This is a genomic window from Mycobacterium yunnanensis, from assembly GCF_025823185.1.
GTDB classification, from domain to species: Bacteria; Actinomycetota; Actinomycetes; order Mycobacteriales; family Mycobacteriaceae; genus Mycobacterium; species Mycobacterium yunnanensis.
The window spans coordinates 199,647-217,301 of sequence record NZ_JACKVK010000004.1 but is presented as its reverse complement, the minus strand read 5'-3'; the positions used below and the strand labels follow the sequence as shown (position 1 = coordinate 217,301).

General features: G+C 68.4%; 14 protein-coding genes and 1 pseudogene. 13 read left to right on the top strand and 2 right to left on the bottom strand.

Annotated elements, in window-relative coordinates:
- The first annotated feature begins 64 nt into the window (after positions 1–64).
- The 10 genes and pseudogenes from H7K45_RS06400 to H7K45_RS06355 all read left to right on the top strand — a co-directional run bounded on the left by H7K45_RS06400 (position 65) and on the right by H7K45_RS06355 (position 11,767).
- On the top strand, positions 65–1,414 hold the full coding sequence (locus H7K45_RS06400; RefSeq protein WP_263994939.1) for an aspartate aminotransferase family protein: 1,350 nt from the start codon (positions 65–67) through the stop codon (positions 1,412–1,414).
- A complete protein-coding gene (locus H7K45_RS06395; RefSeq protein WP_263994938.1) occupies positions 1,404–2,879 on the top strand; it encodes a xylulokinase in 1,476 nt (491 codons plus the stop codon). The genes H7K45_RS06400 and H7K45_RS06395 overlap by 11 nt, the downstream gene beginning before the upstream one ends.
- Positions 2,876–4,162: a diaminopimelate decarboxylase gene (lysA, locus tag H7K45_RS06390; RefSeq protein WP_263994937.1), complete on the top strand. Its 1,287-nt coding sequence runs from the start codon at positions 2,876–2,878 to the stop codon at positions 4,160–4,162. Before H7K45_RS06395 ends, lysA begins: the two co-directional genes overlap by 4 nt.
- Complete coding sequence (locus H7K45_RS06385) at positions 4,155–5,801, top strand: serine hydrolase domain-containing protein (RefSeq protein WP_263994936.1); 1,647 nt, start codon at positions 4,155–4,157, stop codon at positions 5,799–5,801. The genes lysA and H7K45_RS06385 overlap by 8 nt, the downstream gene beginning before the upstream one ends.
- Before the next feature lie 188 nt (positions 5,802–5,989).
- On the top strand, positions 5,990–6,586 hold the full coding sequence (locus H7K45_RS06380) for a TetR/AcrR family transcriptional regulator (RefSeq protein WP_263994935.1): 597 nt from the start codon (positions 5,990–5,992) through the stop codon (positions 6,584–6,586).
- 15 nt (positions 6,587–6,601) lie between these two features.
- Positions 6,602–7,702 (top strand): ABC-2 transporter permease, encoded by a 1,101-nt coding sequence (locus H7K45_RS06375; protein WP_263994934.1) that lies wholly within the window; start codon positions 6,602–6,604, stop codon positions 7,700–7,702.
- Entirely contained in the window at positions 7,635–9,317 is a 1,683-nt protein-coding gene (locus tag H7K45_RS06370) for a tetratricopeptide repeat protein (protein WP_263994933.1), read from the top strand. Before H7K45_RS06375 ends, H7K45_RS06370 begins: the two co-directional genes overlap by 68 nt.
- A 36-nt stretch (positions 9,318–9,353) precedes the next feature.
- A pseudogene (locus tag H7K45_RS31430) lies at positions 9,354–9,950 on the top strand (rhomboid-like protein); the annotation flags it as partial.
- A 39-nt stretch (positions 9,951–9,989) separates the two neighbouring features.
- Positions 9,990–10,469: a nucleoside deaminase gene (locus H7K45_RS06360; RefSeq protein ID WP_263995089.1), complete on the top strand. Its 480-nt coding sequence runs from the start codon at positions 9,990–9,992 to the stop codon at positions 10,467–10,469.
- Positions 10,466–11,767 carry an alpha-amylase family protein gene (locus tag H7K45_RS06355; protein ID WP_263994932.1) on the top strand — a complete coding sequence of 434 codons (1,302 nt, stop codon included), beginning with the start codon at positions 10,466–10,468 and terminating at the stop codon, positions 11,765–11,767. The genes H7K45_RS06360 and H7K45_RS06355 overlap by 4 nt, the downstream gene beginning before the upstream one ends.
- Here H7K45_RS06355 and H7K45_RS06350 read toward each other — a convergent pair.
- Positions 11,764–12,192, bottom strand: coding sequence for a DUF1810 domain-containing protein (locus H7K45_RS06350; RefSeq protein WP_263994931.1), 429 nt, complete (start codon positions 12,190–12,192; stop codon positions 11,764–11,766). The genes H7K45_RS06355 and H7K45_RS06350 overlap by 4 nt on opposite strands.
- 85 nt (positions 12,193–12,277) lie before the next feature.
- Between H7K45_RS06350 and H7K45_RS06345 the strand changes: the two genes are divergently transcribed.
- The 3 genes from H7K45_RS06345 (at position 12,278) to H7K45_RS06335 (ending at position 17,208) form a co-directional block, all read left to right on the top strand.
- The gene (locus H7K45_RS06345) at positions 12,278–14,476 is read left to right on the top strand and encodes an adenylate/guanylate cyclase domain-containing protein (protein ID WP_372512511.1); all 2,199 of its coding nucleotides are present in this window, start codon (positions 12,278–12,280) and stop codon (positions 14,474–14,476) included.
- Positions 14,473–15,876, top strand: coding sequence for a mechanosensitive ion channel domain-containing protein (locus H7K45_RS06340; protein ID WP_263994930.1), 1,404 nt, complete (start codon positions 14,473–14,475; stop codon positions 15,874–15,876). The genes H7K45_RS06345 and H7K45_RS06340 overlap by 4 nt, the downstream gene beginning before the upstream one ends.
- Positions 15,877–16,215: 339 nt before the next feature.
- The gene (locus H7K45_RS06335; protein ID WP_263994929.1) at positions 16,216–17,208 is read left to right on the top strand and encodes an esterase family protein; all 993 of its coding nucleotides are present in this window, start codon (positions 16,216–16,218) and stop codon (positions 17,206–17,208) included.
- Positions 17,209–17,394: 186 nt separating this feature from the next.
- Here H7K45_RS06335 and H7K45_RS06330 read toward each other — a convergent pair whose 3' ends face one another.
- Positions 17,395–17,628, bottom strand: a complete 234-nt coding sequence (locus H7K45_RS06330) for a hypothetical protein (RefSeq protein ID WP_263994928.1) — start codon at positions 17,626–17,628, stop codon at positions 17,395–17,397.
- Positions 17,629–17,655 lie beyond the last annotated feature (27 nt).

Sequence of the window (17,655 nt, the reverse complement as noted above, 5' to 3'; positions counted from 1 at the left end):
GATCGCGGTGCATACTTAGTATACTAAGCATGCATTAGACGACCAGTGAAAGAAGAAGAGCATCATGACGACGTTCGACACCGGATACGCCGGGCGCACCGCAGTCACCAAGTCTCTATACGAGCGCGCGCTCCACACCATCCCCGGAGGCGCGGGCAGCACGGCCCGGTTGCCGCGCAACGGCTGGAAGCCCTACCCCCTCTTCATGGCCGAGGGGCAGGGCTCGCGCCTGCGCGACGTCGACGGCAACGAGTACGTCGACTACCTACTCGGCCTCGGACCGATGATCCTCGGACATCGGCACCCGGTGGTCACGAAGGCCGTCGTCGACGCAGTACGCGAGTTCGGCACGTGCTTCGGCCTGCCCTACGAACTCGAGATCGAGGCGGCCGAGAAGGTCGTCGCGGCCGTGCCAGGGGTGGAGCAGGTGCGATTCACCAACTCGGGCTCAGAGGCCGTCGGCACCGCGGTCCGCCTCGCCCGCGCGACCACCGGACGCCGCATCATCGTTCGCTTCGAGGGCCACTACCACGGGTGGCAGGACACGGTGTACTGGTCCAACCACGTCGACCCCGAGCTCGCAGGCCCGGCGGACCGGCCCAGCCCCGTCGCGATGGGCCCGGGCGTACCGGCCGAACTTCAGGACACCCTCGTCGTCCTGACCTGGAACGACCCAGAGAGCTTCGTACGCCTCATGGAGGAGCGGGGCGAGGAGATCGCCGCGGTCCTCACCGAGCCCGCCGTGTTCAACACCGGGTGCATCCTCCCCGAGCCCGGCTACCTCGAACTGCTGCGCGAGCAGACCACCAAGTACGGCGCCATGCTCATCTTCGACGAGGTCATCACCGGGTTCCGGTTCGCCCGCGGTGGCGCCCAGGAATGGTTCGGCGTCACGCCCGACCTCACGACCTACGCCAAGGGCGTCGGCGGCGGCTTCCCCGTGGCCGCGGTCGCAGGTACGACGGAGGCGATGCGGCTCGTCGCCGACGGCACGTACTCGCATTCGGGCACCTACAACGCCAACGTCGTGCAATGCGCCGCGGTGTCGGCCACCATGGACGTACTGTCGACACCCGGCCTGTACGAGCGGCAGCGCGCGCTTGGCGACCGTCTTGGGCGCGGCCTGAAGGCGATCGCGGACGAGAAGGGCGTCGACGCCTACGTGGAGGGCATCGGCACCGTCTTCCAGCTGTGGTTCACCGACCGCCCGATCAAGAACTGGCGCGACGCTGCTGCCCACGCACACGAGGAGGTGTTCACGCGGTGGTACCAGGAGATGGTGGTGCGCGGCGTCCTCTTCCACCCGCTGCAGTTCGAGAACCTCTTCGTCTCGCTGGTACACACCGACACCGACATCGACGAGACGCTCACCGCTGCCGAGGCCGCACTCACCGTGGTGGCGCGTGAGCGGTAGGTCACCAACCGGTCCCCTCGCCGTCGGCGTCGACCTTGGGACGAGCAGTCTCAAGGTCGTCGCCGTCGACGAGAGGGGCCGATGCGTCGCGCAGGCCCGCGCCGGATACCCGACGGCGCAACCGGAACCCGATGCCGCCGAACAGGATCCGAGCGACTGGCTGATCGCCTGTGACACCGCGATCGGTCAGCTTGCCACCGTCACCGACCCGTCGTCGTGGCTGACCATCGGGTTGTCAGGCATGATGCCGACCCTGGTCAGCATCGCACCCGACGGCACACCGGTCGGCCCGGCCATCACCTGGAAGGACGGTCGCGCCGAACCCGAGGGCAGGAGCATCGCGGCCACCGTCGGGCCAGACGCGCTGTACCGGCGAACGGGACAGCGCGTCGACGGCCGCTACCTGCTCGCCATGCACGCCAGACGGGTCCGCCTCGGACTGCCGTCCGACACGATCGTCGCCGGGGCGAAGGACTTCCTCCTGGAGGCGCTGACCGGCGAGCTGCTGACCGATCCGAGTACTGCGTCGGGCTACGGCGCGTACGACCTGAGGTCCAAGGCCTGGGACGACGCCGTGCTGGCAGCGGCCGGGGTCACCCACGTGCCCGCCGTGGTCGACTCACGGGAGAGCCGCCCACTGAGCTCGGCAACGGCCGCCAGGTGGGGTTGTCGGCCCGGCATTCCCGTAGTGGTCGGGGCCGCCGACTCGGTCCTCGGAGCCCATGCACTCGGGGTACGAGCCGCCGGCGACGTCGCATACATCGCAGGCACCAGCAACGTCATCCTGGGATGGTCGGCGTCACCCCGCGTCGACGAGGCTGGGCGCTATCTGGTGACCCCGATGGCCAGCGAGGGATACGGTCTCGAGATGGACTTGCTGGCAACGGGTTCCGCGATGGAATGGCTGGCTGGACTGCTCGGTGTCGCCGGCGGACCCGCGGCGCTCGCCGAACTGGCCGCGACGGCGGACCTAGCGTCCGCTCCGCTCGTCCTGCCGTATTTTTCGCCGGGAGAGCAAGGCGCACTGTGGGACCCTCGGCTGACCGGTGCCGTCGAGGGCCTGACCCTGCGCACCACGGCCGCCGAACTGGCGCGGGGCCTGCTCGCCGGAATAGTCCTGGAGTCCAGCCGATGCCTCGACGTGTTGGAGCACGCGTCCGGACGACGCGGCACGATCCTGATGAGCGGGTCGGGAGCCGCCGCCCAGGTCTTCCGTCAGGATCTCGCCGACGCGACCGGACGGACGGTGTCCTTCGACCGTCACGAACTCGACCACTCCGCCGTTGGCGCCGCCTTGCTGGCCGGTCATGCCACACTGCACTGGCCGGAGACGACCGACTCCGCGGGCGAGACCAGCGTCGTCGAACCCGACCCAGCGCAAGCCAAGCGCTGGGCACACCGCTTCGAACGCCACGACGCAGCACGCCAGTCCCAAACCGCCAGACGTGACGAGAGGTCAACATGACCGACACGAGTTCTACCGCCGCCGTCGACCTCAGTCTGTACCCCGGCGGGACCTCGCTCGACGCCGACGGGCGGCTTCTCATCGGCGGGTGCGCGGTGGCCGACCTCGCCGAGACCTACGGGACGCCGGCGTATCTCGTCGACGAGGGAGCCCTGCGCCGGACGGCACGCTCATACGTCGACGCCTTCGCCAGCCGTCATCGCAACTCCCTGGTCCTGTTCGCGTCCAAGAGCTTTCCGTCCGCCTCGGTGATCGGCGTCCTCGCGGAGGAGGGGTGCGGCGTCGACGCCGCCGCCGCGGGGGAACTCGGCCTCGCGCTCGCGGGCGGAGCCGACGCCACCCGAATCGTGTTCCACGGCAACGCCAAGACCGACGACGACGTTCGGAGCGCCCTGGCCGCCGGCGTGCGCTACGTGGTGGTCGACAATCTCGACGACGTCGAACGCATCGGTCGCCTGGCCCGCCAGCCCGTGCCGGTGCTGCTTCGAGTGAGTCCCTCGCTGGACGCCAAGACCCACGCCGCCATGATGACCGGTCACGACGCCTCCAAGTTCGGTATCCCGTCGGGTCAGGTCGACGACGTGATCCGACGAATCCGACGCGAGCCCATGCTTGATCTGCGCGGCCTCCATGCGCACGTCGGTTCCCAACTCCTCGACCTCGACCAATTCGAGGCGGCGGTGCGGGCCCTCGCGGCGTTCGAACGATTCCCGGTCTACGACTTCGGCGGCGGCCTCGGCGTCCGTTACACCAGCGCCGACGACGCACCGTCGATCGACGACTACGCCGAACGCCTCGTCACCGCGGTCCACCGGCACCTTGGCGAGGACGTCGAGCTCTTGGTGGAACCGGGACGATCCATGGTGGCGCGCAACGGAATCACCTCCTATCGCGTCGTGACGGTCAAGCGCGGGGCGCGCACCCACGTCGCGGTCGACGGCGGCATGGGCGACAACCTCGAGGTGTCGCTCTACGGACAGGCCTTTCAACCATCGGTGATCGACCGCAGCGGGCCCGCCGAAGTCGTCGACCTCGTCGGCAGGCACTGCGAATCCGGTGACGAACTCGCTCACGACGTGGAGGTCGTGTCCCCACGGGTCGGCGACCTCGTCACCGTCCCCGTGACGGGGGCGTACTGCTACACGATGTCGAACAACTACAACGCGGCGCTGCGACCACCCGTCGTGTTCTGCCGAGACGGCGAGTCTCGGCTGGCCGTCCGTCGGGAGACCTTCGACGACCTGCTGCGCCGGGAGCGGCTGCTGCCGGGCACCGATGACTGACTCCCTCCGCACCCTCGTCGACGGGATTGCCGGACAGTGGGCGGTGCCGGGAGGTGCGGTCCTGATCGTCGGCCGCAGCGGGGAGGTGTTCTCGCACCAGTTTGGGTTCGCCGACGTCGCCGGGGCCAATCTCGTTGCGCCGCATCACCTCTTCCAGGTGGGATCAATCAGCAAGGTGTTTACCTCGATCGTCGTGCTCCACCTTCGTCGCCGGGGGCTGGTCGACCTCGACCAGTCGGTCGGCTCGGTGCTGGACTGGTTGCCGGAGCCGCTGCGCGCCGACGGCATCACCATCCGGCGACTGCTCAACCACACCGCGGGTCTGGTGGCGAGCGTCGACGCGCTCCCCGACGAGATCGGGCAGGTGGCGTCCTTCACCGGTGAGGTGTCGCCCGCCTCACCGGGGTCGTTCTTCCACTACTCGAACCTGGGCTTCATCCTGCTCGGCCTCGTCGTGCGTCGGGTGTCCGGGCGCCGGCTCGTCGACCTAGTGCGCGACGACGTCTTCGCACCTCTCGGAATGACGTCATCCATCGCGTGCGTCACCCATGACGACTACCGGTCGCTGGCCCGCGGATGTCAACCGCTGCACGATGATCGGCCGTGGGCGCCAGGGGCCGCCCTCGTCGGTGCGCCGTGGCTGGAAGTCGCAGGCGCCGACGGCAACGTCGCAGCGACCGCATCGGACCTCGGCCGGTTCGCGCGCATGCTGCTCGGTCGCGGCGAGCTGGAGGGCTCGTCGGTCCTAGACGCCGCGGACTTCGCGACGATGTGGACGTCGACGGCTCCCGACGGCGAGGACGTTCTCGCGCTGCCCGGCGTGACCCCTGCCGACACCAGCCACTACGGGCTTGGCGTCAACGTCGAACGCAGTTGCGGCCGGACCGTGCTGTCGCATGGCGGCGGCATGGTTGGGTACGCCTCATTTCTCCTCGCCGACCTCGACGACGGTGTCGCGGTGTGCGTCCTGACCAATGCCAACGGCGACTCCCCCGTCGCCGAGGCGATCGCGCGCTGCGTGGCCGCGGAGTACCGGTCCCCCGGCGCTGTGGACCCCGAGGCGCTCGACCCGCGCTGGTGGGACGCCGGCGTGCTCGAGCATCCCGCCGATACGGTCGTATTCACCTCCGCGGCAACGTCGATCACGGTTCGAGTCGAGGACCGCGACGGTGAGCGGGTTGCGATGTCGGTGGAGTGCGACGGCACCCGGTCGCCACTTTGGCGGAACTGGTCGGGCCGGGGCGTCACGACACACCCGTCGCTGCGACGCTTTGCCCTGGACTACGAGGCCGGGGTGTGGCGGTGGGGTCCCCGCGAGTTCACCCGCGCTGGCGATCCGGTTCCCCTGCCTGCCCCGGTGGACGACTGGGAACCGCTGTGTGGCCATTACCGTTCCTACACCCCCTGGTTCACCAACTTCCGGGTCGTCCTTCGGCGAGGACGACCCTTCCTCGTCGCCGCGGGCGGGGTTGAGGCTCCATCCGAGGACATGGAACTCGTGCACCTCGAGGGCTCGAGTTTCCGGATCGGCGCTGACCCAAGGCTTCCCGAACGCCTCACCTTCGGCCCCCGGGTCGGGGCGATGGTGCCGTGGGTGGACCGCGACGGCTGCCGCTACTCCCGGTCGTTCACCGACTGACCCTCCCGTTCCTCCCGCGAGCAGACGCAAATGTGCGTCGATGCCCGGCGTGTCGCGCACATTTGCGTCTGTTCGCGGGACAGGAGGGGTCGCACGGCGGAGGCGCCGGTCACACCACCGCGCCAGCGTGTCGCGACTAACCCTGGACTTCGTAGTCAGTTGTCCACGAAAAGGCCTATGCTGATGGCATGCCCAGTCGCACCCTCAGCGCCGACCCGCGCGCCGAACGCGTTCGCAGCCTGCTGCGAACCGCCGCGTTCGACCTCGCGCACGAGCGTCCGGTCGACGAGATCACCGTCGGTGATCTCGTGGCCCGCGCCGGGGTCAGCCGCCAGGTGTTCTACCGGCACTTCACCGACCGTGACGACGCGGTCGCGACCGCCGTCATCGCGGCGTTCGCGGCGGCGGTCGCCGACATCGACGGCGATGCTCGCGCCAGGATCACCGGCCTGTTCGCCTTCGCCGCCGAGCACCGCGCGGTGTACCGCAACGTGGTGCCCAGCGCCGTCACCCAGCGCGTGGTGATGGCCTTCCGGGAGGAGTTGCTGCCCGCCTGCGAGGAGATCGCCGCCCAAGGCATGGCCGTCGTCGCCCCGATCGCCGACGTCGCTCCAGAAGCCGTCAGCCGCTTCCTGGTCGGAGGTTTCCAGGAAGTGTTGCGGTCCTGGATGGAGGACCCCTCCCCCGTTGACCCGACCTCCGACCTCCGCGCCCGCGTTGGCGCCGCACTCGACACGGTCGACGCACTGCTGCGTCTGCCCGCACACCCCAATTCGACTCGCTGAGAAAGGCATTCACCCATGGGTAGGCACGAAGCTCCCCACGAACACCACGTTCCGAGCCTTCCGCTGGCCAACCGGCACGTCTCGCGCGCCGACGTCCGCAAGATGGCCATGGCGATGGCGGCACTCACCGTCTTCGTCGTGGCCATGATCGCAAGCTATTCCGGCGCATTCGCCAAGCCGACGCTGCACCACCTCGACGTCGCCGTCGCCGGGCCCCCGCAACTGGTGGACGGCATGGCAGCCCAAAACAATCTCGAAGTGACACCGGTGGCCGACGCCGCCGCCGCTCGCGCCCAGGTCTACGAACGCAAGACCGACGCAGCCATGGCCGTCAGCCCGACCGGTGAGCTGACGATCTACGTCGCGGGCGGCGGTGGCCGCAGCGTCGCCAACGCCTCGGAGGCCGTGGGCCGTGCCGTCGCCGCCAAGGCCGGCCTGACACCCCGCGTCGAGGACGTCGCACCCACTCCGGCCGCCGACCCGCAGGGCACCGTCGAGTTCTACGCCGTCATCTTCCTCTCGATCGGGGCGACGATGGGCGCCGCCGCATTCGGGTTGATGATGGGCAGCGTCCGCAGGCTGTCGACCTTGGCGCTGCGCACGATGAGCCTCGCCGCCTACTCCGCGCTGCTGGCGGGTGCGGTCACCGTGTACGTCGACGCCGTACTCGGTGCGCTGACCGCCCACACCTGGCAGGTGTTCGGAGCGCTGTGGCTCTATGCCTTCGGCGTCGCGGGGGCCGTCACCGGCGTCGCGGCAGCCTTCGGGACCGTCGCGTCGGCCGTCGTGACACTGTTCCTCATCATCGTCGGAAACGCCGCGGCCGCCGGGCCCGTCGGACTGCCGCTGCTCACCGGCTTCTACCGGACGTTCAACGCGATCGTGCCCCAGGGCTCGGGCGTGGCGCTGCTGCGCAGCGTGACCTACTTCGGCGGCAACGGCGCCCTGACTCCGATCCTCACCCTGACCGCCTGGGGCGCGGCCGGTCTAACACTCGCGGTGATCGCCGTGCTCGCCCCCAAGGCGTGGACGACTTATCGTGCCAGTCATGACCGCTACCGCGTCCGCGCCGGAAGAGCCGTACTACGACCTCGGGTCCTTTCATCGGTCGACTGACACGCCGTCCGCCCAGGCCCAGCTGTGGTTCGACCGCGGCATGGTCTGGGCGTACGCGTTCAACCACGAGGAGTCGATCCGCTGTTTCGAACGGGCGTTGACGCATGACCCCGACCTCGCGATCGCGCGCTGGGGCATCGCGTATGCCGTCGGCCCGAACTACAACAAGGCTTGGGACGCGTTCGACCCGAAGGACCTGGCCGAGTCGCTGGCCCGGGCACGCGACGAGCTCGAGCTGGCGGCCCACGGCCGTGCCAACGACGTCGAGCGTGGCCTGATCGCCGCGTTGGCCACCCGCTTCCCCACCGACGACCTGGCGGCCGGGCACGCCCGCTACGCCGACGCGATGGCCACCCTGGCCGCCGAGAATCCGCACGACGTCGACGTGCAGGCGCTGGGCGCCGACGCCGCCATGAACGTGAGCGCATGGGCGTTGTGGGACACCAGAACCGGCGAGCCGGCACCGGGTTCACGGGTGGTGGCGGCCACCCGGCTCCTGGAGGCGGCCCTGGCCACCGAGGAGGGCCGACGACACCCCGGAGTCCTGCATCTGTACCTGCACGCGATGGAGATGTCCGCCCGTCCCGAGGTCGCCCTGCCCGCGGCCAACCTGTTGCGTGGGTTGGTGCCCGACGCCGGCCACCTCCAGCACATGCCCAGCCACATCGACGTGCTCTGCGGCGACTATCGCAGTTCGATCGACTCCAATACCGCTGCGGTGCAGGCAGACCGACGATTCGTCGAACGCGAGGGTCCGCTCAACTTCTACTCCCTCTACCGGGCGCACGACCTGCACTTCGTGGTCTATTCGGCGATGTTCGAGGGCCGCTATCAGACGGCGGTCGACGCGGCCGACGAACTCGCCGCTCAACTGACACCCGATCTGCTGTCCATCGAATCGCCGCCGATGGCGGACTGGCTCGAGGCGTTCGTCCCACTGCGGGTGCACGTGCTCATCCGGTTCGGCCGCTGGGAGGACCTCCTCGCCCATCCCCTGCCCGAGGATCCCGACCTGTACTGCACCACCACCGCGACCGTCCACTACGGCCGCGGCATCGCCTACGCCGCCACCGGGCGCGTGGCCGAGGCGCTCGCCGAACGCGACGCCCTGCACGCCGCCTACGCCGCGATCCCCGACAGCAGGTACCTCTTCAACAACACCAGCCGCGACATCCTCGCCGTGGCCGTCGAGATGCTCGACGGCGAGATCGCCTACCGCGACGGACGTTTCGACGAGGCCTTCGAGCACCTGCGGCGGGCAGTCGAACTGGACGACGCGCTGCCGTACGACGAACCGTGGGGCTGGATGCAGCCAACCCGGCACGCCTATGGCGCGCTGCTCCTCGAGCAGGGCCGGGTGCAGGAGGCGGCCGCGGTGTACGCCGCCGACCTCGGGCTCGACGACACCCTCAGCCGCTGCTGCCAGCACCCGGGAAACGTGTGGGCGCTGCACGGGTACCACGAATGCCTGACCCGGTTGGGGCGCGACGAGGAAGCGGCCGCCGTGGCCGGTCGACTGCACGCCGCCGCCGCCCGCGCCGACGTGCCGATCACCGCGTCGTGCGCGTGCCGGCTGGACACCACGGATATCGACGGGTGCTGCGGCTCGGCGTGATCACGCCGGTCTTGACAGCGGCGCCCTCTATCGTCGATGACCGTGAACCGCGTGTGGGATCGGGTCCAGGACTACGTCCGTAGCGCCCCGCTGACCTACGCGTGGCTCGCCATACTGCTGGCCACGACGCTGGTGCAGCATCAGCTCACGCCCCGCGTACTGCGCACGCTGCTGCAGTCGACGTCGACCAACATTCACCACCTGGCGTCTGACCCGCTGCGCGTGCTGTTCCAAAGCCTGCTGTGGATCGACGGCCGGTACTGGTGGCCCTACCTGCTGATCTTCACGGTGTTCGTCGCGCCGGCCGAACGGTGGCTGGGCCACCTGCGCTGGGCCGTTGCCGGGCTCATCTGTCACGTGGGGGCGACCTACCTCAGCGAGGGCTACCTCTACTGGATCATCCACGAGAACGGGGCGTCCTCGCGACTGATCGACGCCCGCGACGTCGGCGTGAGCTACTTCGTCGTCGGCATCGCCGGGGTGCTGTTCTACCGCGTGCCGCGGCGGTGGCGCTGGGGTTACCTGGCGGCGACGGCCGCGCTGGTGGTGGGCGGGCTGCTCTACCAGACCACCTTCACCTCGCTGGGACATCTGTGCGCGCTGCTCATCGGGTTGGCCTGCTACCCCCTGACGCGTGGCCGCCGCGCCTCGGCTCCTGCGTACACTCCCGCTGTGGCGATCAGCGACGAGGACCTCGGGCATCTCCGCCGCTGCGTGGAACTGGCCGGGGAGGCCCTCGCCGCGGGTGACGAACCCTTCGGCTCGGTGCTCGTGGACGCCGAGGGCGTGGTTCGCTTCGAGGACCGCAACCGGATCAAGGACGGCGACGCGACGCGTCACCCCGAATTCGCGATCGCCCGATGGTCGACGGACAACATGACCGCCGACGACCGGGCCCGCGCCACGGTGTACACCTCCGGCGAGCACTGCCCGATGTGTGCCGCCGCGCACGCATGGGTAGGACTTGGGCGGATCGTCTACGCGGCATCCAGCGCCCAGCTAGTCGCCTGGCAGCAGGGGTGGGGGGTGGCCGCGTCGCCGGTGGCCCCGTTGCCGATCCCGACCATCGCCCCCGGCGTGCAGGTCGACGGTCCGGCACCCGAATTGGCCGAGGAGATGAAGGCGATGTACCAAAAGGCATTCCGCTCGTGAGCACTCCGGGTTGGGTCGAGCACGCGATCTGGTGGCAGGTCTACCCGCTGGGCTTCGTCGGCGCGTTCCCGGCCGACCCGGCGCCCACCGCCGACGAGCATCGCCTGCGCCGCGTCGCGGAGTGGTTCGACCACGCACTGGAACTGGGTGCATCCGGCGTCGCGCTGGGTCCCGTGTTCGCCTCCCAGACCCACGGTTACGACACGACCGACCACTACGCCGTCGACCCCCGTCTCGGGGACGACGCCGACTTCGACCACCTCGTCGAACAGGCCCGCAGCCGCGGACTCCGACTGCTGCTCGACGGCGTCTTCAACCACGTCGGCACGGAGTTCGGACGACATCAGGAGGCGCTGGCCGGTGGCGACGACTCCTGGTTCCGCAAGGGCCGTAACGGTTTCGCGACCTTCGAGGGGCACGGCGGGCTCATCACGCTCAACCATCGCAACCCCGAGGTGGTCGACTACGTCGTCGACGTCATGCTCCATTGGCTGCGCCGCGGGGCCGACGGCTGGCGACTCGACGCGGCATACGCCGTGCCCGACGAATTCTGGGCCACGGTGCTGCCGCGGGTGCGCGCCGAGTTCCCCGAGGCGTGGTTCGTCGGCGAGGTCATCCACGGCGACTACGTGGGCACGGTGGCGGCGTCGACGTTCGACTCGGTGACGCAGTACGAGCTGTGGAAGGCGATGTGGAGCAGCCTCAACGACGTCAACTTCCACGAACTCGACCACGCGCTGGGCAGGCATGACACGTTTCTCGAGACCTTCGCGCCGCTGACGTTCGTCGGCAACCACGACGTCACCCGCATCGCCAGCCAGCTCACCGACGAACGGCACGTCGGACACGCCCTTGCGGTGTTGCTGACCGTCGGGGGCACGCCGAGCGTGTACGCCGGCGACGAGTGGGCCTACCGCGGTGTCAAGGAGGAGCGCGTCGGCGGCGACGACGCCGTCCGCCCCGAGTTCCCCACGCACCCAGGCGAATCCGAGCACCTCGGGCACGACACGTTCCGCCTGCACCAGCATCTGATCGGCCTGCGTCGACGCCATCCCTGGCTGTACCGTGCCCGCACCTCGGCCCTGCATCTGACCAACGGACAGTACGTCTACCGGACCTTCTCGGCGGAGGGCACGCTACTCGTCGCACTCAACGTCGACGACGCGCCGCTGCGGATGCCCCTGGCGGAGTGGGGTCTTGGCAGCGGCCGTGTCGTCGCAGGGTCGGGTGCGCCTCCGGAGGACGACGTCGACGCGGTCGACGTCGAACCGCACGGATGGGCCGTCCTGACGGTCTAACGGCCGGCCAACAGTCCCAGGGTCGTCGCGTCCCGCTCGCCGTCGTAGTACCGGTCGAGAACGGCCACGAAGTCGCGGTCGTCGTCGGCCACCTCGGCGAACAGCGTCATCGACGACCGCAGTTTCAGCGCGTCGACCGGCCCCATCAGCGCCTCGGCGCTGACCGCCCCCGACCCGACGACCAGCGCCGCGCACTGCCGCAGGTGGGGTCCGAGCACCTCGTGGGCGAGGTAGGCCGACGCTTCCTCGCGCGAGGCGATGCCGTAGAACTCCGCCGTCGGGGTGCGGCCCAGCCCACGCATCTGCGGAAACACGAACCACATCCAATGCGACCGCTTGCGACCGGAGCGCAGTTCGTCGAGCACGGCGCCGAGGACGGGTTCCTGGGCGTCGAGGAAGCGCCGCAGCCGGTGTGGATCATCCATGGGTACGGAGTGCCCCTGATCCGACCGCGCCGAACATTCGCGAGTCAGCGCGACCAGCGGGTTCGACGGCTAGTCTGACGAATCGATGACGACGTCGACCGGAAGCGAAGAACGGGTGGGGACGGCCGAGCAGACCGCATCGGCCAGGCGCAGCCACCGCCGGCTGATGTCGCGCGTGAGCATTCAGTCCAAGCTCCTCGTAATGCTGTTGATGACGAGCATCCTGTCGGCGGCCGTGGTGGGCGCCATTGGTTATCAGTCTGGGCGCAGCTCACTGCGAGCGTCGGTCTTCGACAGGCTGACCGAGATTCGGCAGTCGCAGAGCCGCAGCCTGCAAAACGGCCTCCAGGACCTGAAGAACTCACTGGTGGTGTACTCACGCGGGTCGACGGCGACCATGGCGATATCCGCCTTCACCGCCGGTTTCGACCAACTCGCCACCGCCCCCGTCGATCCCGCACGGCAACGGGCCCTCGCCGAGTACTACCAAAAGCGGTTCGCCAGAGACGAGTTCGCCCAAACCGGCGCGGACGTCGACGTCGAGGCGCTGTTGCCGACCTCGGGGGCCGCGGCCTACCTGCAGTCGCTCTACACCGTGCCCTTCGGCGCCTACGACAAGCCCACCGCCGACTGGAACGGGGCGATCGACAACGACGACGCCCGTGACGGCAGCGCGTGGTCGGCGGCCAATGCCCAGTTCAACGACTTCTTCCGGGAGATCGTCACCCGCTTTCAGTTCGAGGACGCGCTGCTGCTCGACACCAGGGGCAACGTCGTCTACAGCGCCTACAAGGGCGTCGACCTCGGCACCAACGTCCTCACCGGGCCCTACAAGGGCAGCAAGCTTGGCGACGCCTTTCAGGAGGCGCTGGACTCCAACGAGGTGGACTACGTCGGACTGACCGACTTCGGCGACTACCAACCCGCCACCGAGCCGACGGCGTGGTTCGTCTCGCCGGTCGGACCGCAGGGCCGCGTCGACGGCGTACTCGCACTACAGTTCCCCATCTCGAAGATCAACCAGCTCATGACCTTCGACGGCAAGTGGGAACAGGCCGGGATGGGCGTCACCGGGGAGACGTTCATCGTGGGGTCCGACGACCTGATGCGGTCCAATTCACGCTTGTTCATCGAGGACGACGAGCTGTACGAGAAGGACGCGGTGGAGGCGGGCACCCCTCCCGACGTCGCCCAGAACGCGATTCGTCAGCATGGCACCACGCTGGTCCAACCCGTTGCGACCGAAGCCACGAAACTGGCACAACAGGGGCGGCGCGGAACCCTGATCGCCGACGACTATCTGGGCCACGAGACGTTGCAGGCCTACGCACCCGCGGACATTCCCGGGCTGCGCTGGGCCGTGGTCGCCAAGATCGACACGTCCGAGGCGTTCGCACCGGTCTCGGCGTTCACCAGGCGGTTGGTGCTCTCGACGGTGGCCATCATCCTCGTGGTGTGCATCGCCGCGATGCTGCTGGCCCGGTTGTTCGTGAGACCGATCCGGCGGCTGGAGAGCGGCGCGCAGCAGATCAGTTCCGGTGACTACGGCACGACGCTGCCGGTGGTGTCCCGCGACGAATTCGGCGATCTGACGGTGGCATTCAACGACATGAGCCGCAATCTGGCCATCAAGGAAGACCTGCTCAACGAGCAGCGGCGCGAGAACGACCGCATCATGCTGTCGTTGATGCCCGAGCAGGTCGTGGCGCGGTACCGCGAGGGCGAGGAGACCATCTCCCAGGACCATCAGGACGTCACGGTCATCTTCGCCGACATCGTGGGGCTCGACGAGCTGTCGGCAAGCCTGACCTCGGCGGAATCCCTTGCCATCCTCAACAAGCTGGTGCGCCAATTCGACGCCGCCGCAGAGGGTCTGGGCATCGAGCGGGTTCGGTCACTACGCAACGGATATCTCGCCAGCTGCGGCCTGAACGTGCCGCGCATCGACAACGTCCGGCGCACCGTCGACTTCGCCGTCGAGATGAACCGCATCGTCGACCGCTTCAACGCCGAGGGCCGGCACACCCTGCGACTGCGGGCCGGCATCGACACCGGCCGGGTCAGCAGCGGACTCGTCGGCCGCTCCAGCGTGGCCTACGACATGTGGGGCGCGGCGGTGGATCTCGCCTATCAAGTGCAGAGCGGATCGCCGCAGCCCGGGGTCTACGTGACCGCCGGCGTGTACGACGCGATGCGCGACACCCGTGAGTTCACCCCGGCCGGTGAGGTGACCGTCGGCGACGAGCCGCAACCCATCTGGCGGCTCAAGGAGCGTCAACCGTGACCAGGGTGGTCGACTCCTCGTGGTTCTACTGGGCAATCGGCGTCGCGATCGGACTGCCAATCGGCCTGGTGGTGCTCACCGAGATCCGCGTCGCCCTGACTCGACGCGGCAGTGGCCTGGCACGTCCGGTGGGATTGATACGCAACTACATCCTTCCGCTGGCCGCGCTGCTGCTGCTGCTCATCAAGGCCACCGAGGTGCCAGCCCAGGCAACCCCCGTTCGCATCCTCGCCACCGTGCTCGGCTTCGTCCTGCTCGTCCTGATGCTCTCGGGGTTGAACGCGACGCTCTTCCAGGGGGCCCCGGAAGGGTCCTGGCGCAAGCGAATTCCGTCGATCTTCCTCGACGTGGCCCGCTTCGTGGTGATCGCCGTCGGCCTGGCCGTCATCTTCTCCTACATCTGGGGAGCCAACGTCGGCGGCCTGTTCACCGCGCTCGGCATCACCTCCATCGTCTTGGGCCTGACCCTGCAGAACTCGGTCGGGCAGATCATCTCGGGCCTGCTGCTGCTGTTCGAGCAGCCCTTCCGGATCGGCGACTGGGTCGACGTGACCTCAGCGCGGGGCCGCGTCGTCGAAGTCAACTGGCGCGCAACGCACATCCGTACCGGTAGCGGTCTGCACGTCATCCCCAACTCGGTGCTGGCCGCCGCGTCCTTCGCCAATCTGAGCCGCCCACCCGGTGAGCACTCCATCACGGTGGCCACCACGTTCTCCCTCAACGACCCGCCCGACGACGTGTGCGCCATGCTGACCCGGGTGGCCAGCGGCCTGCCACAGCTGCGACCCGAGGCATCCCCGTCGAGCGTGACGACCGGCGCCGGGGAGTACACGACCGCCATTCCGCTGCGCTCCCCCGTCGACGACGCCACCGCCCGCGCCACCTTTCTGCGGTGGACCTGGTATGCCTCGCGGCGGGCGGGGCTGCGATTGGATGACGTCGACGACGACTTCGCCTCCGCGGAGCGACTCGAGCGATCTGTTCGCATGGTGGCGCCGACGTTGCGCCTCGACGAGGAGGACCGGGAATCGCTGACCCCGCACGTACGGCTCACCCGCTACGGCGCCGACGAGGCGATTCAGACCCCGGGCACCGTGCCGAAGCGGATGACCTTCATCGTCAACGGCCGGGTGCGCCTGATCGCCCGCGGCAAGGACGGCGAGATCGTCCCGGTCCGCACCCTCGACGAGGGTGACTTCCTCGGTTCGAGCACCTTGACGCGAGAACCCGTCACCAGCGGGGCATATGCCCTCGACGAGGTGACGGTGCTGCAGATCGAGCGAGCCGACGTCGAGGAACTGGTCGCACGAAAGCCGTTGCTGCTACAGGAGATCGGCCGCACAATCGAAGAACGAGACGCCGACGTGTCGCGAGCACTGTCGGCCGCGACCACCGACTGACCGCTCCGAAGCGACTCCAAAGTTTGCTGCATTCGCGCCCGCCGGCTGTGACGTATCGCCGTCCGATCGTCGATGACATCCCGCCCCCGCCGGGCGCCGTGCCTTCTTGCTGGTCGCCAACCACAGTGGTCACATCATTCACACAGGTCACATGGCGAATTGGTCGTCGCCCCCCGGTCAAGGTCTCTGCCCCGAGTCGGAATCGTTAGCCATTCGCGACGTCACCACACGGTGTCGAGGGCGGTTCCGAACCACATCCGCGTGATTCACTCTCTTTCGAGAGCAACGGCGATTGCTCGTGGACACGAGATGCAAAGAGAGAGGCGGACTGTTGCCGTTATGAAGTTCGACAGAATGATTCGTGGTACGTGGTTGCGCCGCTTGGCCGTTGGACTGATGGCAGCGGTGACCTTGCCCGGGCTGATCGGCTTCGTCGGAGGATCGGCGACGGCTGGGGCGTTCTCTCGGCCGGGGCTTCCGGTCGAATACCTCATGGTGCACTCGGCGGCGATGAACCGGGACATCAAGGTCCAGTTCCAGGGCGGCGGTCCGCACGCCATCTACTTGCTCGACGGGCTGCGCGCTCAAGACGACTTCAACGGTTGGGACATCAACACCAACGCCTTCGAGATGACCTACCAGTCGGGTCTGTCGACGGTCATGCCCGTCGGCGGTCAGTCCAGCTTCTACACCGACTGGTACCAGCCGTCGCAGGGCAACGGCCAGGACTACACCTACAAGTGGGAGACCTTCCTGAATCAGGAGCTGCCCGCCTACCTGGAGGCCAACTACGGGGTGTCGCAGACCGGCAACGCGGTCGTCGGCCTGTCGATGGCCGGTGGCAGCGCGCTGACCTACGCGATCTACCACCCGCAGAACTGGATCTACGCCTCGTCCCTGTCGGGCTTCCTCAACCCCTCCGAGGGCTGGTGGCCGATGCTGATCGGGCTGGCGATGAACGACGCCGGCGGCTACAGCGCCGAGAGCATGTGGGGCCCGTCGAGCGACCCGGCCTGGAAGCGCAACGACCCGATGGTCAACGTCAACCAGCTGGTCGCCAACAACACCAGGATCTGGATCTACTGCGGCACCGGCACACCCTCGGATCTGGACACCGGTGACGGCGGCAACCTGATGTCGGCCCAGTTCCTGGAGGGCTTCACGCTGCGCACCAACCAGAGCTTCCGCGACAACTACATCGCCGCGGGCGGCACCAACGGTGTGTTCAACTTCCCGCCCACCGGTACGCACAGCTGGGGTTACTGGGGCCAGCAGTTGCAGCAGATGATCCCCGACGTCCAGAAGACGCTGGGAGCCCAGGCCTCCGCCTAGGGGCAGTACGCACGAAGAACCAAGGGGAACCTGTCGCCACCCCCGGGCGGCAGGTTCCCCTTCTTCATGTCCGAACCCCCTTCCCACGATCCCCCTCCGCGCGAGCAGACGTAAAAGGCCCTGAAACACGAGGTTTCAGGGCCTTTTACGTCTGCTCGCCGGTGGCGGTCACCCGCCGGCCGAGCATCAGTCGAAGAACATGAACGGCGCCGGCGAGGAGAAGTTGCCGTACGAGTTCGGGGACGACACGGTCGGCGGCTGCACGACGATCGCGTTGTGCCCCTTCTTGTCGGTGATGGTGGCGCGACCGTTGTCGGTCACGGTGCTGGGGTTCGCGGCAGCGCCTGCGATCGGGGCCGCCGCGATGGCCGCCGCGGCGAATCCGGTCATGAGGCTGGCGGCGATGTAACGCATCTTCATCTTCTTCTCCCTTATTCGGTGCTTCGA